14 protein-coding genes are annotated in these 23,288 nt (G+C 41.7%); 3 read left to right on the forward strand and 11 right to left on the reverse strand.

What is annotated here, in order from left to right; translation table 11 throughout:
• The first annotated feature begins 79 nt into the window (after positions 1-79).
• Both uvrA and JKG64_RS16910 read left to right on the forward strand, forming a co-directional pair.
• Positions 80-2,932, forward strand: coding sequence for an excinuclease ABC subunit UvrA (gene uvrA / locus JKG64_RS16905; RefSeq protein ID WP_210355482.1), 2,853 nt, complete (start codon positions 80-82; stop codon positions 2,930-2,932).
• A 3-nt stretch (positions 2,933-2,935) separates the two neighbouring features.
• On the forward strand, positions 2,936-3,673 hold the full coding sequence (locus JKG64_RS16910; protein WP_210355483.1) for a class I SAM-dependent methyltransferase: 738 nt from the start codon (positions 2,936-2,938) through the stop codon (positions 3,671-3,673).
• Here JKG64_RS16910 and JKG64_RS16915 read toward each other — a convergent pair.
• From JKG64_RS16915 to JKG64_RS16960, 10 genes are all read right to left on the reverse strand, one after another.
• On the reverse strand, positions 3,663-4,961 hold the full coding sequence (locus tag JKG64_RS16915) for a bifunctional folylpolyglutamate synthase/dihydrofolate synthase (protein WP_246512646.1): 1,299 nt from the start codon (positions 4,959-4,961) through the stop codon (positions 3,663-3,665). The two genes, JKG64_RS16910 and JKG64_RS16915, sit on opposite strands and share 11 nt — an antisense overlap.
• Before the next feature lie 9 nt (positions 4,962-4,970).
• Positions 4,971-5,795 carry an energy transducer TonB gene (locus JKG64_RS16920; protein ID WP_210355484.1) on the reverse strand — a complete coding sequence of 275 codons (825 nt, stop codon included), beginning with the start codon at positions 5,793-5,795 and terminating at the stop codon, positions 4,971-4,973.
• A gap of 82 nt (positions 5,796-5,877) precedes the next feature.
• Positions 5,878-6,285 (reverse strand): ExbD/TolR family protein, encoded by a 408-nt coding sequence (locus tag JKG64_RS16925; protein ID WP_210355485.1) that lies wholly within the window; start codon positions 6,283-6,285, stop codon positions 5,878-5,880.
• 18 nt (positions 6,286-6,303) lie between these two features.
• A complete protein-coding gene (locus tag JKG64_RS16930; RefSeq protein WP_210355486.1) occupies positions 6,304-7,005 on the reverse strand; it encodes a MotA/TolQ/ExbB proton channel family protein in 702 nt (233 codons plus the stop codon).
• 36 nt (positions 7,006-7,041) lie between these two features.
• Positions 7,042-8,157 carry a hypothetical protein gene (locus tag JKG64_RS16935; protein WP_210355487.1) on the reverse strand — a complete coding sequence of 372 codons (1,116 nt, stop codon included), beginning with the start codon at positions 8,155-8,157 and terminating at the stop codon, positions 7,042-7,044.
• A gap of 44 nt (positions 8,158-8,201) precedes the next feature.
• On the reverse strand, positions 8,202-9,920 hold the full coding sequence (locus JKG64_RS16940) for a TonB-dependent receptor (protein WP_210355488.1): 1,719 nt from the start codon (positions 9,918-9,920) through the stop codon (positions 8,202-8,204).
• A 77-nt stretch (positions 9,921-9,997) separates the two neighbouring features.
• Positions 9,998-13,027, reverse strand: coding sequence for a tetratricopeptide repeat protein (locus tag JKG64_RS16945; RefSeq protein ID WP_210355489.1), 3,030 nt, complete (start codon positions 13,025-13,027; stop codon positions 9,998-10,000).
• Positions 13,028-13,310: 283 nt separating this feature from the next.
• Positions 13,311-14,249 (reverse strand): aspartate carbamoyltransferase catalytic subunit, encoded by a 939-nt coding sequence (locus tag JKG64_RS16950; RefSeq protein WP_210355490.1) that lies wholly within the window; start codon positions 14,247-14,249, stop codon positions 13,311-13,313.
• 26 nt (positions 14,250-14,275) lie between these two features.
• Complete coding sequence (gene pyrR / locus JKG64_RS16955) at positions 14,276-14,821, reverse strand: bifunctional pyr operon transcriptional regulator/uracil phosphoribosyltransferase PyrR (protein ID WP_133585602.1); 546 nt, start codon at positions 14,819-14,821, stop codon at positions 14,276-14,278.
• Positions 14,822-15,071: 250 nt separating this feature from the next.
• Entirely contained in the window at positions 15,072-18,107 is a 3,036-nt protein-coding gene (locus JKG64_RS16960) for a glycosyltransferase family 117 protein (RefSeq protein WP_246512648.1), read from the reverse strand.
• A gap of 587 nt (positions 18,108-18,694) precedes the next feature.
• Between JKG64_RS16960 and JKG64_RS16965 the strand changes: the two genes are divergently transcribed.
• Positions 18,695-19,651, forward strand: coding sequence for a ribose-phosphate pyrophosphokinase (locus JKG64_RS16965; RefSeq protein ID WP_133585603.1), 957 nt, complete (start codon positions 18,695-18,697; stop codon positions 19,649-19,651).
• Positions 19,652-19,880: 229 nt separating this feature from the next.
• Here JKG64_RS16965 and JKG64_RS16970 read toward each other — a convergent pair whose 3' ends face one another.
• Positions 19,881-23,276 (reverse strand): 3-keto-disaccharide hydrolase, encoded by a 3,396-nt coding sequence (locus tag JKG64_RS16970; protein WP_210355491.1) that lies wholly within the window; start codon positions 23,274-23,276, stop codon positions 19,881-19,883.
• Positions 23,277-23,288 lie beyond the last annotated feature (12 nt).

Here is a 23,288-nt window from a genome sequence, read left to right on the forward strand (position 1 = left end):
GCTAAACTAGACCGAAGTCCTTTCTATAAAGTCCAATTAATATTCAGTAACTTTGCAAGTTGCAAAAACTTAACGTTCCATGTCAAAAACAAAAGCAGTAGATTTAGGAGATCAAAATGAAGTTGAGGTATTTGGTGCCCGAGTCCACAACCTCAAAAACATAGACATCTCATTCCCGAGAAACGAATTAGTGGTGATAACCGGGCTAAGCGGTTCTGGCAAATCATCCTTAGCTTTTGACACGATATATGCTGAGGGCCAGCGTCGCTATATGGAGACGTTTTCTGCTTATAGCCGTCAGTTTTTAGGCGGCATGGAGCGTCCCGATGTCGACAAGATATCTGGATTAAGTCCGGTAATTTCAATCGAACAAAAAACAACGAGCAAAAACCCAAGATCTACGGTAGGAACGATTACTGAGATATACGATTTCTTACGTCTATTATATGCTCGCGCCAGTGAAGCGTTCTCTTTCGTGAGTGGCAAACGGATGCAACGTATGTCCGAAGATCAGATTGTAGACCGCATCCTAGAAGATTTTGACAAAGAAGCCATTTATATTTTAGCACCTATTGTCAAAGGACGTAAGGGACATTACAGAGAGTTATTTGAACAGATCCGAAAACAAGGGTATACCAAAGTACGTGTTGATGGGGAATTGCTAGAATTAGTACCCAAAATGCAGGTTGACCGCTACAAAATACACGATATCGAAATTGTTGTCGACCGATTGATGGTCGAAGAGCAAGATCGCAAACGCCTGTACACTTCCGTATTACAGGCGATGAAAGCGGCCAAAGGTATTATCAAGATAGCAAATAAAGAAAACACAAAAGAGCAGTTCTTCAGCCGTTATCTTATGGATGCCGAATCGGGCATATCCTATGATGAACCGCAACCCAACACCTTCTCTTTCAACTCTCCCTATGGAGCATGTCCTAAATGTGATGGTTTGGGTTATATATTCGAAATTGACAAAAGCACCGTTATACCAGACCGCAAACTCAGTATACAAAAGGGAGCAATCATACCGCTAGGTCCTTCACGCGAATCATGGAACTTTGCCGTATTAAAAGCGGTAGCACAAAGATTCGAATTCTCACTGACCACCCCTGTTGAAAAACTGACAGAAGAGCAGATCGACACCATTTTGTTTGGTGCAGAAGAACCGATCTCCCTTACGGTATCTTATGGTTCATACGGTGCACGGGAATACAAAGTCAGTTTCTCCGGTATATTTAAAATGCTGGAAGAATATGGAGGAAAGACCAGCGACGACGCACCAGCCTTGGAGGATTACAGAACCAAAGTCTGCTGCCCTATTTGCCAGGGAGCCCGACTAAAACAGGAGTCACTTCATTTTAGAATTGACAACAAAAACATCAGTGAGCTCGCTGCGATGGATATTTCCTCATTAATGAACTGGCTTGAGAATATCGAAGAACGCATTGACGAACGTCAAAAGATAATCGCTGTAGAAATCCTTAAGGAAATACGCACACGTTTAGGATTCTTATTAGACGTTGGGCTAAACTACCTCAGCCTGGACCGTTCTTCCAAAACATTATCTGGAGGGGAAGCGCAACGTATACGCCTGGCGACACAGATAGGTTCACAATTGGTCAATGTATTGTATATACTCGATGAGCCTAGTATCGGTCTCCACCAACGGGACAATGAGCGTTTGATTAATTCCTTAAAAAATCTACGGGACATCGGCAACTCGGTATTGGTTGTCGAGCATGATAAGGACATGATACTCCATGCAGATTACGTCATAGACATGGGACCGGCAGCAGGGATTCATGGTGGTCAAGTCGTAGCTGAGGGCACACCAAAACAGATTTTAAAAGCTAACTCCCTAACTGCTGACTATTTAAATGGCAAAAAGGAAGTTCAAATTCCTAAGAAACGCCGAGATGGAAATGGTCATACCTTATCCTTGAAAGGTGCTACCGGAAATAACCTAAAGAATGTATCTGTAGACTTCCCTTTGGGCAAATTGATATTGGTAACTGGTGTATCGGGTTCTGGCAAGTCCAGCTTGATCACGGGCACCCTCTATCCTATCCTGAACAAACACTTCTTTAGAGCCAAAGCCACGCCTATGCCTTACAAAAGTATAGAGGGCTTGGAGCATATTGACAAAGTCATCGAAATAGACCAAAGCCCTATTGGCCGTACCCCTAGATCTAACCCCTCGACCTATACAGGAGTCTTTTCGGATATCCGTACACTCTTTGTACAGTTGCCGGAGGCAAAGATCAGAGGTTATAAACCGGGACAGTTTTCATTTAATGTCAAAGGTGGACGTTGTGAGACCTGTCAAGGTGCAGGCATGAAAATCATCGAGATGAACTTTCTTCCCGATGTACAGGTGCCTTGCGAGACTTGTCATGGCAAACGCTACAATAGAGAGACATTAGAGGTCAGATATAAAGGCAAATCGATCTCCGACGTCCTGGATATGAGTATACACGATGCTGTAGCTTTCTTTGAGCATATTCCATCGATACACCGTAAGATAAAAACTTTGGAAGATGTTGGGCTGGGGTACATCACCTTAGGGCAATCATCAACTACTCTTTCCGGTGGAGAGGCCCAACGGGTCAAACTCGCCACGGAGCTTTCCAAAAAAGATACCGGAAATACCTTTTACATCCTAGATGAGCCAACCACAGGTCTCCATTTTGAAGATGTCAATGTCCTTTTAGGGGTCATCAACAGACTCGTAGATCGTGGCAATAGTGTATTGATTATTGAACACAATCTCGATGTCATCAAGACAGCCGACTGGGTTATTGATATGGGGCCTGAAGGCGGAAAAGAAGGCGGAAAATTAATGTTTGCAGGACTACCTGAAGATTTAATCAAGCAGAAGAAAAGTGAGACGGGGCGTTTCTTAAAAGAGGAAATGACCGGCCGTCAATAATCTATGGAAAATGAAGTGAACCAAACGGGTAGAAAAAATATTTATGACCCACAATTTGTAAAGAACCTGTTCAATACCATGTCAGGTTCTTACGAAAGAATGAATTATATCACTTCTTTTGGCTTTTCCATCCGATGGCGAAAACAATTCCTCAGGAAACTAACTCCTTCAAGGGAAAAACTAAATGTTCTTGACTTGCTATCTGGCCTGGGAGAGAATTGGAGTTACTTAAAGAAGCACTTTCCCCAGTCTAATTTTCATGCACTGGATTTTTCAGAGGCAATGCTTTCGAAATCTACGCCCAAAGGAGAGCGTATATTTGGCAAACAGTTGACCCTATTCTCGGATGATGTATTGAAAAATCGTCTACCGTCGTCCCACTATGATATCGTGACCTGCGCCTATGGCCTCAAGACCTTCAACAACAGCCAGCTAGACATACTCGCCCAAGAGCTCAGTAGAGTGCTCAGGCCCAATGGTCAATTTACATTTATTGAAGTATCTGTTCCTCAATCCCGGATACTGGCTTTTTTTTACGGACTATACCTAGGTCATATCATTCCAGTCTTAGGAAAGCTATTCCTAGGAAATCCATCAGATTATAAAATGCTATGGATTTACACCAAGAGTTTCCAAAATACCCAGCAGATTCAAGAAATCTTTAGTCGATATAATCTGGAATTAGAGATAGACTCCTATTTTTTTGGTTGTGCCACCGGTATACATGGTTTTAAGAAGTAATACTACTCAATACCTCCGCAACAACGAAATTAGACCCTCCTACAAATATTAAGTCTCCAACTTGATAAGCATCTTTAGCCGCCGCTAGCGCATTGACTACAGTGCCACACTCTTGCCCTTTCAAGCCATAAGTAAAAGCCTTTGCTGCCAACTCCATAGCACTCATCGCTCTAGGCATATCAGGACTAGAGAAATAATAGGTTGCATCTTTTGGCAGATATGGCAACATATGATCCAAGTCCTTATCTTTCATCGCACCGATCACGACATGCAACTTCTTAAAATGGACCTCTGTCAGATTTTTAATGACCTCTTTAATACCATCTTCATTATGTCCTGTATCACATATGATCAGTGGATCTGTAGATATCGTCTGCCAGCGCCCTTGGAGTCCTGTCCGCGCCTGTACCTGTGCCAATCCTTCCTTTAGCCGATCTTCAGGAATCTCATAGCCCAAACCCCGAAGTTGCTCCACTACAGCCAGTACCCCTAGCACGTTTTTCAACTGATAGGAACCCGTCAAATCCAAGTCGTAAACCTCTTTAGCTGCGGCGGACAGGACCTCTACCTGCTGCAGGATATCCGTCTTACTAATACGCTTGACCTTAAAGACCTGATCGGCAAAAGTTAATGGAGCATTACACCTTAATGCTGTATCGATAAAAACGGGTGCGGTTATAGGATGTGTTTCCGAAACAACAATAGGCGTATTCGATTTGATAATCCCCGCCTTTTCGATTGCGATCTCCGTTAAGGTATCCCCCAGAAGATTCATATGATCCATACCGATATTCGTAATCAAGGCAACATCAGGATGAATTATATTCGTGCTATCCAATCGCCCTCCCAATCCAACTTCAATAATCGCCACATCGACCTGCTCTGTAGCAAAGTAATCAAAAGCCATCGCTACAGTAGCTTCAAAAAAAGAAGGTTGCACCGCTTCAATCAGTTCCTTTTGCCTATTTACATAATCTACGACAAATTGAGCATCGATCTGCTGTCCATCAATACGGATACGCTCTCGAAAATCAACTAAATGGGGAGACGTGTATAGCCCAGTACGGTAGCCTGAGGCGCTCAATATAGAGGCCAGCATATGGGATGAAGATCCCTTACCGTTTGTCCCTCCTACATGTATCGTTTTATACCTATTCTGCGGATTGCCAATCGCATCACATAGGGCGATGGTTCGATCCAAATCCTTTTTATATGCCGAAGCACCATCTCTTGTAAACATAGGCAATCGACTGTATAGATAGTCGATTGCCTCTGTATAAGTATACATAAGTGATTCTTATCTTAATTTAAAATTGAATTTGATAATCCCGGTTTGACTATCTGGAGCATTATCGATCTGGTTCAATCGTGCTCCCCTTACAGCCCGCTCGCACTTGGACCAAAGATCACCATCGGATATAGTTGTCCCTTTAGCACCAGCACGGGCATAGGTGATCACCCCATTCTTATCCACTTTGAACTCCACCGCCACTATACCTGCCTGTTGTCCTTTATCATCTATCTTGGGCGGAACTGTAAACTTACGGTTGGCCAATGAAATCATGGCATTACCGAAGCCCGAACCACCTTCGCCATAGTTTGACGCGAGAGGATCCCCCAGATTAGATCCTTGGTTTCCGGCTGTACTGCCTGTTCCGTCTCCGGCCCCGCTACCATTATTTTTTTTACCTTTATATAAGGCATTCGAATTGACTGCAGGTGTACTCGTTTTCGTTTCTTTTGTGGTCTCTGCTGCTGGAGTTTTGACAGCCTTCTCCGCTTTAGCAACGGCCGGTGCATCTTCCATATCCTGTGTAGCTACAGTTTTATCAGCCACCTGTTGCGTAGGTGTTGGCGTAGGCGTCTCTGTAGGTACAATCCGATCAGGCTGTACATTATTTGCATTTTCATCCATTGAGGGCTCTTCCACGTTCATATAATCATCCCCCATCCCCTCTTCAGAAGTACCGTAATTGACCACAATTCCCCCCATACCAAATTCTGGGATCTCAGGTTGTCCAAACACAACAAAGAAACCAATCACCCCCAATACAACCATTACTAGCGCGGAATAACCCAACGCTTTAGGCATATTATTTTCTTCTTTAAGATGGTAGTACATGTATCAAAATTAAAAAATCAAAATTAAAAAGTCAAAAATCAATCCAGGGTGATTTTAACCTTCTAAATCGACATATTACATTCTAGTCTTTTTTCGGTTCCGTTGCTAAAACCAACTTGATCTTCAATCTATTGGCAACATCCATAACCGAAATTACATTCTGAATGGGCACCGTACTGTCTGCATACAACATAATAGTGACCTCTTCTCCGGCATTCATCTGCGATTGTAAAGCCTGCTCTAATGCCTCATAGGGTACAACCGCTTTATCCACGTGATATGCTAGATCACTGGTTATAGAAACGGTAATCGTCTTTTTAGCGACCGACTGCTCACCGGCACTCGACTTGGGCAACAACAGCTTTACGACCTGAGGATTTGCCACTGCAGATGCCAATAGGAAGAACAACATCAGAAAAAACATGATGTCATTCAACGCCGCGGTATGAACCTCGGCGGTTGGCTTTCCTCGTCTATTTCTTAAGTTCATATTTGCAAAAGTAATAAGTTAGACCCCTGGCTCATCCAATAAATCAATGAACTCAACAGCTTCCGTTTCCATTTTCAAAATAAGGCGCTCAACCATCATATTTAAAATATGGTAGCCTATATAAGCCAAAATACCAATTGTCAAACCTGACGCCGAAGCGATCATCTTCACATATAGACCTCCTGATACGGAACCGATATCGATACCACCAGCAATCTCTACATCACGAAAAATCTGGATAACTCCAAATATCGTACCCACAAAACCAAGCATCGGCGCAATACCGGCAATAATTCCCAGTATATTAATATTTTTTTCCAAACGGGACACTTCAAGCTTACCTGCATTTTCAATCGCGGCTTCGATATCCTTAATAGGACGTCCAACCCTGGTCAAACCTTTTTGCAACATACGGGCTAGCGCTGAATTACTAGAACGACAAACCGCTATAGCCGAATCCAATTTACCGGACAGTACGTTACTTTTAATCTGTGCCATCAATCCGCCATCTGCCTTGGACGCATTACGAATCGTAATATAACGTTCGATAAAAATAACGAGTCCCAAGAAAAACAATAAAAGAATAGGGATCATGATCCAACCACCTTTCATCATAAGCTGAAGCAGGTTCAGATTGTCCTGCGGAGCGGCTAGCTGTATCGATTGCTGTTGTACTTGGTTGAGAGTATCTACGGGTAGATTGCTTTGTAATAATGACATAGCGTTAAAAAATATTTATTTGGGTTTATGTTCTTTTTATCTGATTACATCTGGCCAGGCATCTGTCTTGATATGTTTTCTAACATAGTTCAGTGCCGAGTCACGTTCTTCTTTCGTGGCGTAAGTATCCCATACCACACGCTTCAAATTCTTAGCCAAATTAGGCGTTATGACACGAACAGATTTGTGTCCATCCTTATGGAATGCTTCCGCTTCATCATAAGCAAGAGCAAGTGTCCGGTGTGTACCTATAACTATCGTATAACGATGATTCTCAGGAGGCGTTACCTCTTCTACTTTTTCTGGTTCTGAAGAGGTTACCAGAGTATCTTGTGGAACCTCTAATGAATCTACCAAAGGTAGGGTTGCAACCGTATCTTTAGGAATAGAATCCATAGGTACGATTACTTCTTCGATTGTACCACTTCCCGACTTTCCTTCCTGCATATAAGTACTATAATAGTACAATCCGCCAAGAAGCGCTACCGCCAGAATAGCCACTATGATATACACATACGCGCTAGTCGACTTCTGTTCGTCAGGGAACTCAAATTCCCCATCCTCTAGGGTCGTATCCTGTTCCACAGCTACTGCTGTCTCGACTGGTACGGGCACTTCTTCTATTTTCTTTTCAGGAGATACAGCCGGTGTATCTTCCAAAAGCTCTTCTTCTGCTATATTCTCCTCAATCGGAGTCACCTCTTCCTGTACGCCAGCATCAGGTTCAGTAGCTGCAGTCGGTGTGACTGTATCCTCAACATGGAACTGATCACTTACTGCGGTATAGGAAAAACCAGAGAGATCCAGGGGCTTGAATACATAAGAATTACCATAACTCACCAGATCCCCTAAGTTATCAAGTTTAGCTTGTCCGGATTGTGTAAGCCGCTCCACAACAGCAGAGACTGCCTGTGTCACCTGCGATTCCGCTTCAGGACGCTCGAGTTGATTAGCCTGTTGTACATAGGTTACAAAATCGTAACCATCTGTCGAACTGCCATCAAATTCGATAAAGCTGATCGGAGGCAGATAAACATGACGTTTAGCATCAAATGCCGCTGCCGTATGCACGCGTTTAAACGTCCCTAATCCATTAATATAGACAGACGACTGTCGCTTAAGTAATATATGTATTTGCCTTCCTAAATTCATTTGTTCTTATAGCACGCTGTAATGCAAAGTTATAATCTATTTTATTAAAATGAAAAATTAACTCCACCTATCACATTAAAGCCCAACTTCGGATAATATAAGTAGCGTTGGTATTCTTTATTGAAAATATTGTTCGCTTTGACAAAAATACCCAAGTTAGATAATGCTTTGTACTCTGCACCTGCGCTCAGATCAAAAAACTCTGGGACAGACACCTTCTTATAATCCGGTGAAGCAACTCCATTCGCATCATACTCAAAAGCCTTGGCATAAGAAACCCCATTGAACAGGGCTTCAGCATCGATGTACAATTTTTCCGATATATTGAAACGAGCATTAGCTGCCAGTCTCAGCTTAGGCGTAAACCAGGCTTCTTGCTCTTTCGCCATCGTGTAATTATCGATATTCAAACGTCCACCCAAATTAACCAATTCAGAGAGACGTATATTGATTTCTCCTTCGACACCGATATATTTCACCTTATCGTCTCCCGTACCATCATAAATCAAATCAAATTGAAAAGGACGGTCCTTACTATTGACAAAAAGTGGCATTCCCTCTAATGTCTTATACATTACCTTTGCCTTGTAGCCAAAAGTAGCCCCAGCATTCCCTTTGATCCCTCCAAAGAAACTCATACGTTCCAACATATTCTGGTACGCTAAGTCTGGTCCTAGATAAGGATTCTTTTGCGACAGACTCTTGAACGAAGCTTTTTGGACACCACCGGTTATTCCTCCAAATAAATGGATGTAGCTTGGCACCAATGAGAAATCAACCTCAGCAGAAGGGAACACGTTAAAACGTGTACTATCGCCAAATTCGGAAACAATATTAGCACCGAGGGTCAATGTATAGTTGGTTCCTTTCAGACTGATATAGGGATTAATATTAGCAATTGAGTTATTAAACTTATCTCCTTTTGCTACATTCGAACTACCTCCTATAGAGTTAACATCTAATGCAAGATTCGCACCGACATTAAATGTCTTTACCCGTTTATTCAAATACCCCGATAAAGCAAGAGAATTTTCACTGGCATCAAACTTATCTTTATAGGTATAGGCATCCGCTTTTGCCGAGTAGGAAAGCGCTTCTTCATTCGTAGGATCAAAGTTACTGGTCAATTCACCAGTAAAATAGATATCGTTAAACCGTTGAGCTTCATGCTTAGGGTTTAGCGTCAAACCATTTACATCGGTAGGAACACCATAGAATCGAGTACCATATCTATTATAGCCCAAGACACCATCTACTGTAAATGCCGATAACACACGACGCCCAAACACACCCACCTCTTGTCTCGAAAACTTTTGATCATCCAAAGACCCCTTTTGATTCAAGTGCTTTACAAAACCACCAAAACGGAGGTTTTCATAATCTTCGACGGCGATATAAGCCTCTCCCAATATCGTACCCAGGTTTCCAACACCAAGCTTAACATAGTTGCTCGTTATATCCTGTGTCTTGGTAAAAGGTAATTCCTGTACATTAAGCTCTTTAAGCCCTGTATTGATATCTAATTTTTTATCAGGCACATTCCCATAACTCAACTTGGGCATGTAACTGCGTTTGTTGCTCATATCCGGACTGCGACGTATTTTTACCGCATCCGCAAGAATAGGCTTATAATCACGTACGACATCAAAAGAATCTATCGTTACCGGCTTAGTTGGATCTTGTTGAGCATATCCTTGGTATCCCGCTCCCAATAACAAGGCAACTATTGCGTAATTCTTAAAAACTGTTTTATGCAATTTCATCTAATTATATTTCTTTATAGCAGATGAGAGTTCGTCCAACGGTATCGGACTCGGCATCATCTTATTTCCTATTCTTCTTATTTAAGCTTCTTTAAACGTTCGTTTGCAGCTTTTAATATACCATCCTCTTTGTTCTCGTAATTATCGATCACACTTTCTAGGGTTGCTTTGGCCTGGAACTTATCTCCCTTTCCACTATAGGCATCAGCCATCAATATAAAACCCTTGGCAACCCAGTAGTCATAGGACGAGAACGTATTTGAAATATCAAAAGCAGATTCGATGGTTTTATCATACTGCTTTGCCTTCAACTGCTGCTCCGCGACCAAATAACGCGCCTCAGCTCCTGTTTCCGTCTTCGACTTAAGTGCGGCAAGATTCAGCTCCTTTGTAGCATCAGCCCATTTGGTGGTCGCTAGATACGCCTTAGCAGCATACAGATGTGCTAATGCGATATCCTCTTCCGAAGACTTTTCATATCCCTTCAATATATTCGCATAGTTAAGCGTCTCGATATAGTCCCCTATATTGTAATAGCTGACCAGCAAGTTCTTGACCGCAAAGCCATAATTTTCTTTATATTCTGAAGTGAGCTCCAATTTCTTCAGTACCTGCACAGCCTCATTATAGGCTTTATTACGTAAATGCAATTTAGAAACACTGACTAATGTCTTTTCTGTATAAGCTGACGTCCAGTCATTCATGATGATATTAAAATCATGCAGCGCTTCTTGGTCTTTGCCCAGCTTAGCATAACTTTCTCCTCGGATATACCGTGCAAATTTTTCTTGTATAGGTTTTGGAAACTTATCGAAGTAAGCATTAATGGCCTCTACCGCACCTTGCCAATTTTGTCTATCAAAAAGATTACGGGCTACACCAAAGGTATGTGCATCCTGCTCTGCTGTAGAGAGATTTCCAATATTGGTCGATGTCGCATATTTAATATAACCTGTCGCGTCGTTTTTATCCAAATAGATATTCTCGATCGAGCGTATCGCCTGCTTAGCCTCATCGGTCGTAGCGTACTGATTGACTACCCGTTGGAAGGTTGCCAACGCAGCATCATTATGATCCTGATTATATTGCACCAGACCGATTGTCAGTAGTGCACGTGGTACATACGAACTACGTGGATACTTATCAACCATTGACTGTAGCCCCAATATCGCCTTGTCATATTGCCCCATAAGGAAATACGTATAAGGAATCTCGAAAGCAACATCATCTGCATAATTCGATTTTGGATATTTTGTAATCACCGATGCCAATGTAGCTAACTTAGCATCATTGTTTCCTTGCAGTCCCTGAATGATACCACGTTGAAACAATGCGTAATCCTGGCTCTGCGCATTCGAACTGATCAAACGATCATAATAAGACATTGCCTTACCATAGTTCTTCGTTGCGAAATACGAATCCGCCAACCGTGCGATAGCATCATTACGGGTATTAAGCTCTATCCCATCCTTACCTCCTCCAGCAAGGAAACGCTCAAAGTAATTAGCTGAAGTATTAAAGTTATCATTACGGAAAGCCGCATACGCTAACGCATAGTTTGCATAATGGTATACATCTGTATTACGTGCTGCAGGAAGCTGTAAGAACTTATTAAAATTAGCTACTGCCTCCTTATATTTACGCACCTCATACATCGCTTCTGACTTCCAGTACGTAGAAAGAGCATAGATCTCTTCGTCAAAACGATTTGCCTCCGAGCGCATAAACATAGAAATCGCATTCTCAAATGCACGCTCATTGTAAAACTCTAATCCACGGTAATACGTCACCTTTTGGTAGGCCGATTTAGTATCACGCGAGGTACGGTCGATAGACTCCAATACATCTACCGCAGCACGGTAGCTCTTTGTACTCAAAAGAATCTCCGCCAATAAGGTATTTGCTTCCTCTTTTCGTTTAGTTTGCTTATACGTTCCCAGATACTCCTGAATAGCGTCGAGAGCTACTTGGTGAAAATCCAACTCATAAGAAAGCTTTGCATAGTTGAACAATCCTTCTTCCTTCAATTGCGGATCGAAATCCAGCTTTGAAGCTTTAAAGAACGCATTACGTGCACTTTGCTTATTGTCTGTCTTCAAGAAAGCATCCCCCAATGTGATCATCGCGCTCTGGTAGTAAGCATCCGGTTCGGAGAGTTTCTCCAATTCTGTAATAGCTTTTGTATAATCCTTCAGCTTGTAGGCGATATAACCAATCTGATAGCTGTCCTGATTATTTTGAGTTTTCCACTGATCTTTAGCTTGGAATCTATCGTAGTAATCTTTAGATTTTGTAAGGTCTCCTTTTATAAAATAGGTTGCACCGATAATCCGGAACATTTCAGTCTCATGCTCCTGTTTCGTTGTCTGTAATATAGGTAGCGCATAACTCAAGACATCGTCGTAACGTTTATCCAGAAAATACAATGCTGTAATATAGTAGGGATACGTATTCTCGAAAGTCTTCGACCCATTTAACCGCTCGAATTCATTCAATGCCGTCTTATACTCCGCATCTAGGTAGCATAGATAAGCATAATAGTAGATAGACGCCTCCTGATATTGACCTCGGTCATCCTTAAGCTTTTGGAACAACGGTTTTGCGGCCTTATAGTCATTGGTCATAAAATGCGCATACCCTAATTTGAACCTATACTCTGTATTCTCTGCACCGGCAAGATTTCTAGAATCAATTTTGGTAAACCATTCGATCGCCTTCGCATAGTCTTTTTTCGCATAGTACGAACGACCTATCTGGAAAAAAGCAGCTTTTGAATTAGCGCTGGCTGGAAAGTCTTTGATATATTTCAAGAATTGAGCTTCAGCATCCGAATCACCAAGCTCTAATGCGCATACCGCCTGATAAAAACGAACTCCCTCTTTCAATAAAGTCAGTTCTTCAGTCTCGTCCGACTGTAGCGTAGACTTGGTACGCAGTTCCTCCACTTTATCAAATTGCTTTGCTGCTGAACTATACTTACCTCTTTCAAATAATTCTAATCCCGTCTTATAAGCTTTATTAATATCTTGCCAAGCTGTCTGCTGTCCAAACGTAGGCAAGGTCATTAAGCTTAACGCGACCCCTAATCCATAAATCTTTTTGTACATATCGGTGCTTAAATCTTTATATATGTTTTATAAATTCCAATGGTAATCTGACTTCACCACTTATTATGCCAGAATTCTCCTCCAAATTGACACTCCTATTCAGTATACTAAATTAAAGCATCAATATCAAGTTTTCCCCAAAAGTTCTTAACATCTGTTAACAACCTGCTCACAAGACCAAAAATCCAATTCTTAAATGCTCAGAAAGGACTTCCAGAAAGATAAAAATAAAGCCATCAATATTTTGATGGCCCATCTATATTTAACAAAGGTTTAACACCCTTTACCCTCTTTTTCCAGCCAATAAATAAAGTACAGCCATTCGCACTGCAACACCATTCTCAACCTGATCCAAAATAATGGAATGCTTACTATCGGCAACATCCGAAGTAATCTCCACCCCTCTATTGATTGGCCCTGGGTGCATAATGGTAATCTCTTTATCAAGCGAATCTAAAATCTCTTTATTTAAGCCATACAACATCGAATACTCACGCAACGACGGAAAATAGGCAATATCCTGTCTTTCTAACTGAATCCGCAACATATTAGCGACATCACACCAGTTCAATGCTTTCAATAAGTCATGTTCGACACTAACTCCCAAAGAAGTAATATATTTTGGAATCAATGTCGTCGGACCACACACCATCACCTCCGCTCCTTGCTTCTGCAGACAAAGAATATTGGATAGCGCTACCCGCGAATGCAGGATATCACCTATGATAGCAACCTTACGACCTGCCACATCTCCATAACGCTCACGTATCGAGAAAGAATCCAGTAGCGCCTGAGTCGGATGCTCATGGGCACCATCGCCGGCATTGACAATCTGTGCGTCAACATGTCGGCTTAAAAACACACCAGCGCCAGCATAGGGGTGGCGCATCACAATCATATCCACCTTCATAGCCAATATGTTATTGACCGTATCAATCAGGGTCTCCCCTTTACTAACCGAAGAAGAAGAGGCCGCAAAATTAATAGTATCGGCAGACAGACGCTTTTCAGCCAGTTCAAAAGACAGACGTGTCCGGGTAGAGTTCTCAAAAAAAACATTCGCGATTGTAATATCACGTAAAGAAGGCACTTTTTTTATAGGTCTATTCAAGACATCCTTAAAATTTGCGGCGGTATCTAGAATAAGTTGGATATCATTTTCAGTCAGGTCCTTGATACCGAGTAGATGTCGTGTACTTAACTGTTCTGTTGTTGTTGGCATGGTCTGCAAATATATATACTGAACACTTATTTTTTCTCTGTAATTAGCTCGATACTATCTTCGTTATCGACCTCTTCCCAACTCACGATTACTTTCTGAGAGTCGATAGAATCTACCTGTATCCCGATATAATCAGGCTGTATAGGAATCTGTCTGGAGAAACGACGATCTACCAACACCAGCAACTCTATTGTTTCGGAGCGTCCGAAAGCCTGTATAGCATCCATTGCCGAGCGAATAGTACGTCCCGTCCATAACACATCATCCACGAAAATAACATTCTTGCCTTCAACGATAAAATCGATATGTGTGCTATTGGCTAATAATGGGCTCCCCCCTTTCATACGAAAGTCGTCCCTGAAAAACGTTATATCCAAAATACCGGTATCAATATCCCGGCCCACCATTTCTTTCAGCTCTTTCGCAATCCTATTTGCCAGATATGTTCCTCTGGGTTGGATCCCGATCAATGCTGCATTACTAAAATCGCCGTGGTTTTCAATCAATTGTTGACACAATCGCTTGATTGTAATTTGAAACTTGGGACCGTCTAATAAAATAGATTGTTTCATCAGAATAAGTTGTTTATAACGCTGACACGAAACAAGTTATACAAGCTTATTCGTGGCGTTTGTTTGCTTCTCCATTTCTCAAGGCATTTACGATGGTTTGCACCCTACGTTCACAACCTTTCTATCATGGGATTATTAAGGCAAAAATAGGCTTTTTTTCTTAAACTGTCTATATTTTTATCGGTAGAATACATAAACAAAAAAGCCACCTGTAGTAGATGGCTTTTTTGTTTTTCAATATTTTTTCAATTTACTGACCTCCGAAAAAGTAACCAAACTCTTTCATCAGCCCATCGGCCGCTTTTTGCACATCAGGATCTTTGCTTTCATCTGCAATCATCTTATAACGTTGCAGCCCCATCAATCCTAATCTCACATTCCGCTCAGAGCCGAGATTCGTCAATAACTTGTTAGAAGTATAATAACGCATATTTTCCCCTATAAAAGTCAGATTTCTCAACGCAATCTCTTTCGCTTTTGCAGATTCGCCAGTCTTATACATCGCATCGACCAACAAAACATAGCTCATTGGCTCACTCATTTGGAATGTACGCTTAGGCATATTTTCATAGGCATTCACCACAACCTTGCGAGCCTCCTCTTTCTTACCTTCATGCAATAGATTCTGAGCCGTCTCGCCAAAAATCGAACTTACATAAAGACTGATATAACGGTACGAATCTGGATCTAGGTACGAAGAACCGGACATATTGCCCCATTTATACTTATTGATGATGTTGTTATACATACCATCCACATCCGTAACAGGAGCGAATCCTTCTTCAGACTCATTATTTCCGGTATTAATAGGCATCAAACGCATTGCAAAACCTTCCGACACTAAATATTTATCTAAACCGATATAATTTACTTCAGGTGTGGTTGACGTAAAGTAAATAGGGCGCTTCCAATTATTATTCGCCAACATCGCCATAATAGACAGTTCTGCACGGCTCACATAATTCATCGAGTAGGTCCATTCCATCGTATCTACGATAGCATCTTCCCAGCCTTTGGGCACCACCTTGTTGGCCAACACCGCGTTCTTATCTACCGTCAACTTCATATTTTTAGTCGGCAATAAGTTCACCCAGTCACCACCCTGTAGCTGCACCTTATTCTGTGCATTATCAGACAACATGACATCCAATAGATCACGAACTTCGATATGTCCAGGAATCTGGAAATCCTGATAATAAATCACATCGCGGACACCATCTTTAAATTTCTCCGGATCTATATCGATAGGCAATGCATCCGCATCGTTCACCTTTTCTAACATCTGACGCATATACCAGTCTGACGACAAAAGACTTAGGTTGACAACCCGCACGTCAGTTCTAAATCCCTCTACTTCCTGCACATACCACAATGGGTAGGTATCATTATCTCCATAGCTGAATAAGATAGCATTAGGCGCGCAGGACTCTAAGTAATTTCGAGCCATATCTCTTGCCAAAAACTTATGCGAACGGTCATGATCATCCCAGTTCTGCGAAGCTAGCAGCACCGGACCAGCAAATAGTCCCACGACCGTAGCCACCATACCAGCAGTCTTTGCAGAAACTTTCTTCGTTAAGAAATCAGCTATAGCCAATACACCTAGTCCCACCCAAATTGAAAACGCATAAAAAGAGCCTGCATACGCATAATCACGTTCACGGGGCTGCATCGGCGATTGATTTAGATACAATACAATAGCCAGTCCTGTAAAGAAGAACAAGAGGAACACCACTCCAGCATCACGTTGGTTCTTACCAAAATGCCAATATGCACCCACTAACCCCAACAGCAACGGCAAAAAGAAATAAGTATTCCGTGCCGGATTTTCCTTCTCTGAGGTCGGCAGGTCATACTGCCCTCCGATCAATGCATTATCAATAGGTTTTATTCCAGAGATCCAATTTCCTTCCAATACAGAGCCATGTCCTTGAACATCGTTCTGTCTACCCGCAAAATTCCACATAAAGTATCGACCGTACATATGGCCAATTTGATAACCAAAAAAGAATTTAAGGTTGTCTGCGAAGGTCGGTTGTTCATTCGGACCTAATCCTAAGTATTGCCTATAAAACGCAGGGTGATCTCCTTTTTCACTATAAATACGAGGAAAAAGCGTCTCCCGATCATACTTATAATCTGTTTTGGTCTTAGCAACTACATATTTATCCTTGTCTTTGCGGTATATCTTACCTGACTCTGAGATATCAGTCAGTTTGGCATCAAAAAAACGTCCTTTGAACAAAGGCTCATCTCCGTACTGCTCACGGTTCAGATAGCTCAAGAAACTGAACACATTATCCGGATCAGAGTTATTTAAAGTTGGGTTTGCCTTAGCACGAATCAAAATCATAGCAAATGAACTGTAGCCGAAAATGACAAAGCCCAAAGAAATCAAGGCTATATTAAGAAGTGGTTTTACCTTCTTAATAGAATACCAGATTCCATACACTAAACCTCCTACAACTAACAAAGCAAAGAATGTAACCCCACTACCGAATCCTAATCCCAATGTATTCACAAAGAATAGATCAGCAAAGGCGGCGAATTTAATAAGATACTGAATGACTCCCCATAAGATTAACGCGAGAACGATAACACCAATAAGAAGGGATTTAACCACACCTTTAGTTGTTACCTCTTTTGCTCTTCTCACATAAATAACCAAAGCGATTGCCGGAATAACCAACAAGTTCAGTAAGTGAACACCGATAGAAAGCCCCATCACGTAAGCAATCAGGATCAACCATCGATCTGCTCCCTGCTCATCAGCTCGGACTTCCCATTTCAGAATCGCCCAGAACACGACAGCCGTACACAAGGACGACATCGCATACACCTCCGATTCTACAGCGGAGAACCAGAAAGTATCTGTAAACGCGTAGGCTAATGCACCAACAACTCCTGCTCCCATAACACGTATCACATCGCTCTCATTAAGAGGAACACTGAGATCAGCCTTACCTAGAAATATTTTACGTCCTAGCGCAGTAATAGACCAAAACAAAAATAGAATCGTCAGTCCCGAACAGACCGCCGAGCCGATATTCATCCAAAATGCAATCTGCATTCTATCACCTAGCGCTAGATTCGAGAACAGGTTTTGTATCATCAAAAACAAAGGAGCTCCTGGCTGGTGAACAATCTGCATCTTATAGGCAGAGGCAATAAATTCACCACAATCCCACCAGCTCGCTGTGCGCTCGGCAGTTAGGACATAAGCTAGCGTTGCTATTATAGCACAGGCCCATCCCAATAGGTTATTAATCTTATTATAATTCATCATACTTTAATTGCGTTCACAAAATCATCGTAGGACACAGACTATAGTATAGCCCCACGCTGAGGAAAATAAAGGCTTATCGCCAAAATGAACTATGATTATATACAGTCATTTTAGAACATTGCCCAAACTTCGCTTCGAAAATAAGGAATACATCGTTACAAAAGAATAACAAATTGATATTTTAACAGAGTTTAATCCTTCAAACCGGAAGATTTTAGAAACCGCTTTCTCTACATCAAAAAATATTAAGCTGAGAATCAGCACAAATCAAAATTAAAGCAAAAAAGTTTTGCAGTTATAGAAAACAGCTGTATATTTGCATCATCAAACACGGAAACAACGACACAAAATGTTTGATAAAAAGGATGATTGTCCGATAGTATAAGGGTAGTACGACAGTTTTTGGTACTGTTTGTCTTGGTTCGAATCCAGGTCGGACAACAAAAGAGAGTTACAATTTGTAACTCTCTTTTTTGTTTTATACCACTCTCATTACACCACAGATAGAAGCACTATGTTTGGCTTTTTATTTCGCTATCAATTCTATACCTTTGCCAAAACATTTTAGATACAAATATATTTAAACCATGCCTTTGCAATTTAACACGGTTAAATTATTTGCTGGTTCTGGCACACAAGAACTTGCAGAAAAAATCTCTACTTCCTTCGGTAAACCATTAGGAGACAAGACGCTTGCCAAATTCAGTGATGGAGAGATCCAGCCCTTCTACAACGAATCAGTCCGCGGCGCTGACTTATTCTTGATTCAATCAACCAATCAACCAACAGACAATCTTTTTGAATTACTGTTGATGATTGATGCTGCAAAAAGAGCCTCTGCGCACTACATTACGGCTGTCGTTCCTTACTTTGGTTATGCCCGTCAAGACCGCAAGGACAAACCCCGTGTTGCAATTGGGGCCAAGATGATCGCAAACCTGATTACTGCAGCGGGAGCACATCGCATCATGACGATGGATCTACATGCAGCGCAGATCCAAGGTTTTTTTGACATCCCTGTAGACCATTTAGATGGATCTGTGATTTTCGTGCCTTATATCAAATCCTTAAATCTTCCGAATCTAACTATAGCTTCACCAGATATGGGTGGGTCGTACCGCGCACGTACCTTTGCTAAGTTTTTTAATGCTGAAGTAATCATCTGTGATAAACGCCGTAAACGTGCAAACGAGATTGAGTCAATGTCTATTATTGGTGATGTTACAGGTCAGGACGTTGTATTAATGGATGATATATGTGATACTGCTGGTACCTTATCTAAGGCAGCTGCATTAATCATGGAAAACGGGGCAAATTCTGTGAGAGCCGTATGTACACATGCCGTATTATCAGGCAAGGCTTACGAGACTATTGAAAACTCAGTATTAACAGAAATGATTGTCACTGACACGATCCAGTTAGATCCAGAAAGATCAAAAGCTTGTTCTAAAATAAAAGTATTATCTACCGCAGACCTATTTGCGAAAGCAATTAAAAGTGTAAATGAGCACGCTTCCATTGCAGAATTATTTGCAGTAGATTAAAATATAAGATACATTATTGAAATAAGAAGGCCATCTGCTAAAAGCGGATGGCCTCTTTTCATATATAGTTAGTGTGTTAACAGGCTTTTATCCCTGTTTTACAAAAAACATACCACAATACTGTTTCCTGAAAAAATGCCTGTTCAAACACGTAAAAACACCTGTTATATTCCAACAAAAGAGCCGCTCCTATAAAGAAGCGGCTCTAACTTGGATAATCCTAATATCATTAAAGACGTTTTACACGGATATTCCTCAAAAAGACTTCCGTCCCGTGCCCCAAGAAACCAATATGTCCTTTTGCAGCATCCAAGCCTGGATGTTTCTTTCCATCCGCTGGACCGTTTTTCGACGCAGCTTTGATATCGCCATCGACAATAACCTGTCCATTGACGGTCACTTTGATCTTATTACCTTGTATGCGGATTTCTTCTTCGTTCCACTCCCCTAAAGGTTTTAAAGAACCTCTTTTAGCAGCGATGATACCATATACTGAACCATGATATTGATAAGGCTTCAACTGGCTATACACCTCCGCATCATCATCCAGAATTTGAATCTCATGACCTAGATAAGCCGCATCTCCTTCCAAAGGGGTTCTTATTCCTACGCCATTATTAGCACCTGCTGTCAGTTTAAATTCAAATCGGTAGACAAAATCGCCATACTCTTCTTTTGTATAAATATTCTTTCCAAACTTTGCGACAGGATTAGAACGTAGAGCTCCCTCTTCATTGATCTCATAGGCCGGAGAGGAGGTCCATTTATCCAGATTAGTACCATCAAAAAGCATCTCAAAGCCCTCTGCTTTCTCCTGAGCGTTCAAGGAGTAAACCACCTTCCGTGGCAACTCCTTCAGATACACATCCCTATACCACACACGTGAACCATGCGCCTGCAATTCGATTTGCTCTGTTGGGAATATAGACTGGTTTCTGTCCCAATAATTTTCCAGAGGAACATTATCCACCACCAATTCTCCATTAAGCCATACCCAGACGTTGTCACCTATCATACGGATCTTAAAATTATTCCATTCGCCCAGCGGGTTATCAGCAACCTTCAATGGTTTTGAGTTCGACTTATTATTGTAAAGACCACCTGATCCTACTTCTGCACCTACATTAGTTCTGGAAATATCCCAGATTTGTACCTGAGGTGTACCTCTTAAATAGACACCAGCGTCAGGCTCCTTGCCATTTTTATCCAACTTCCAGTCGAGCAACATTTCAAAATCACCATATTGCTTTATGGTAGCGATATTATCTCCATGCCCAGCAAAGACAAGATCACCATCGATAGCAGACCAGCTTTCACGCATTTTCTTATCGGCTTCCAATTGCTTTTGCTCTAACTCTTTCGGACTCATCTTAGCACGCTTGATCGGATTCTCCACCAATCCCTTCCATCCGGTCAGATCTTTTCCATTAAAGAGTGCTATGTACCCTTCTTTGGTTGGCATTTCTGTCAGATGACGCACAATAGCTTCTTTTAAGTAGGAGCTTTCGCTTCCGGAAAGGTTATTTTTGGCGGTCTCTAACCAATTACGGACATCTGCTCCCACAAATTCTTTATTATCCATGATGATATTCATCACCACATCGGTTGCGACACCCTTTAGATCCGCATCATTAAGGTATTTACTAGCAAAAACCAAAGCTGAATAGGTACCGGTAGCCTTCAGACCAGAAAGCGCGGCACTTTTTTGCTCTTTGGTCTGCGAATAGTCAAAAGCATCTCTTAATAAAAGTGTCTTTTGTTCATCCTTAACTTGACTCGCATTCAGCTGCTTGATAAATCCTGTAAAGACAGTCTTGAACAAAGCAGGATCTTTCTCGGTGCGGAGCAACGCTGTAAGCCCATCCAGAGAGGATGTATTAGACCAAGCGGCCAATGCCTGTACCGCATCAGCTTTCAATGGATTATCAGCCCCCAAATAACCGCTGACTGTTTTCAAAGACTCCGCACCTCCCTCTCCTGCAAATACAGGAAAAAGTCGCGCAGCAGAAGGCGCTTGTGATCTTGAAATATTAGCCGATAGTCGTTGAATTATAGTCGCCTTATCCTTATTGTTGCGCAGAGCAACAATAGCAGCTTGCTGTGCAGATGCGACTTCAGCTCCTTGAGCAGATCCAAGTACCTTTATAACAGACTCAAAATCTTCATCGTTGACTACATTTGGTAATGCCTTATAAGCAGCAGCACGCACAGTAGGACTTCCCTTCTCTATCAGTGCAAAGACTTCTTTTGAGGAATTTTGGTCCGAGCGCTTAGACAACACATCCAATAACGCAACTTTAGTTTTATCATCTACATTAGGAAGCGCCTTATTTATTTCGGTTACTGTCTGCGCACCCTTAGCGGTTAATAGAAGTGTCTTCAGCGTTTCAACCTCTGCATCACTACCTGTAGCCAATTGTTTAATAACAAAAGTGGTATTCGTTCCTTTAGTCAATGCAGACAACGTATTATAAGCAGCAATACGTGCTTCTGCATCTTTCACCCCCTTCAAACTCTTTTCAATTACAGGAACCGTAGCAGTAGCATCTTTCTTTGCCAAAAAGTTCAATACACTTTCTTGTGCCTCTGGGGAGAGCTTGGTCAAAGAGGATGCAATTTTCTTAATATCTGAAGCCGTAGCCTCACTACCCAATAATCCCAGTGCGACATTACGCAACACCGCATTGTTGTCTGTGGATAGTTTTAGCAAATTCTTTTTTTGTTTCGCTGGCTCGATACGGTTCATCAATTCCAGTGCCGCAACACGTGCACCTATCGCTTTGGGGTCTGATGCCTCCGTAAAAATAGTAGACGACAGTTTATAAGCAAGATCTTTCTTACCATTCTTAGCCAAAACATTCGCATATTCTAAGGTCAACGCAGCGACATTAGACTTATCAAATGCATAATTTGCCGATTTCGCTTTCCCATAAAATGTATCATAGGACTTTTCACCACCGATTTTGCTCAACGTCGTCAACGCATTACGTTGAAAATTTTCAGATTGGTATTGTCCAATCAAAGCAATCACACGCTCTTCCGCATCTTTGGACTGCAGCTCGCCGAGTGCACCTATTATCGCTGTAGCAGTTTGCTCCGTCACATTTCCAGCTAATGCTGTATTTAGTGCAGCAGCTGCCTCTGGAGTATGTATTGCACTCAGAACACGGGCAGCTTTCTCCGCAAAATAACCGTCATTTAGATAGGTTGCGACCTGATTGACAGATTCGTTTTTAGCACAGAATTTCAATAATTCGAAAACAAAAGCTTTATTATTTTGGTCCTTCAAATTGCCCAATGCACTTAACAAACCCTTCGCATAGGTCTCACGCAACGCCTCCTTACTAGGTTGCATTACATAAAAAGCATAAGAATTAGTCGCATATTCGATAGGCGCATTATTACCTCCTTGTGGTTTTAGCCCATTCAACAATGCCGCAACATCTTCGGCAGTAAATCCCTCCAACTCTTTCATCGCTGCCAAGAACTTGGTTTGTTCTGCGGCAGGTTGCTGCGCCAATACATCTGCGATCTTTGTAGCAGTCGTCCGGTTAGCTGGCTGTTGTGCATAGGATGCCGTCTGCAACAACAACAATATAGATATTGTATTAAAAATCTTCTTCATGGTTCTATTTCA

This window comes from Sphingobacterium tabacisoli (assembly GCF_017908035.1).
Taxonomy (GTDB): domain Bacteria; phylum Bacteroidota; class Bacteroidia; order Sphingobacteriales; family Sphingobacteriaceae; genus Sphingobacterium; species Sphingobacterium tabacisoli.

Coding starts and splice junctions, on each gene's coding strand:
- uvrA (WP_210355482.1), top strand. CDS start 80: ATGTCAAAAACAAAAGCAGTAGATTTAGGAGATCAAAATGAAGTTGAG.
- JKG64_RS16910 (WP_210355483.1), top strand. CDS start 2,936: ATGGAAAATGAAGTGAACCAAACGGGTAGAAAAAATATTTATGACCCA.
- JKG64_RS16915 (WP_246512646.1), bottom strand. CDS start 4,961: ATGTATACTTATACAGAGGCAATCGACTATCTATACAGTCGATTGCCT.
- JKG64_RS16920 (WP_210355484.1), bottom strand. CDS start 5,795: ATGTACTACCATCTTAAAGAAGAAAATAATATGCCTAAAGCGTTGGGT.
- JKG64_RS16925 (WP_210355485.1), bottom strand. CDS start 6,285: ATGAACTTAAGAAATAGACGAGGAAAGCCAACCGCCGAGGTTCATACC.
- JKG64_RS16930 (WP_210355486.1), bottom strand. CDS start 7,005: ATGTCATTATTACAAAGCAATCTACCCGTAGATACTCTCAACCAAGTA.
- JKG64_RS16935 (WP_210355487.1), bottom strand. CDS start 8,157: ATGAATTTAGGAAGGCAAATACATATATTACTTAAGCGACAGTCGTCT.
- JKG64_RS16940 (WP_210355488.1), bottom strand. CDS start 9,920: ATGAAATTGCATAAAACAGTTTTTAAGAATTACGCAATAGTTGCCTTG.
- JKG64_RS16945 (WP_210355489.1), bottom strand. CDS start 13,027: ATGTACAAAAAGATTTATGGATTAGGGGTCGCGTTAAGCTTAATGACC.
- JKG64_RS16950 (WP_210355490.1), bottom strand. CDS start 14,249: ATGCCAACAACAACAGAACAGTTAAGTACACGACATCTACTCGGTATC.
- pyrR (WP_133585602.1), bottom strand. CDS start 14,821: ATGAAACAATCTATTTTATTAGACGGTCCCAAGTTTCAAATTACAATC.
- JKG64_RS16960 (WP_246512648.1), bottom strand. CDS start 18,107: ATGATGAATTATAATAAGATTAATAACCTATTGGGATGGGCCTGTGCT.
- JKG64_RS16965 (WP_133585603.1), top strand. CDS start 18,695: ATGCCTTTGCAATTTAACACGGTTAAATTATTTGCTGGTTCTGGCACA.
- JKG64_RS16970 (WP_210355491.1), bottom strand. CDS start 23,276: ATGAAGAAGATTTTTAATACAATATCTATATTGTTGTTGTTGCAGACG.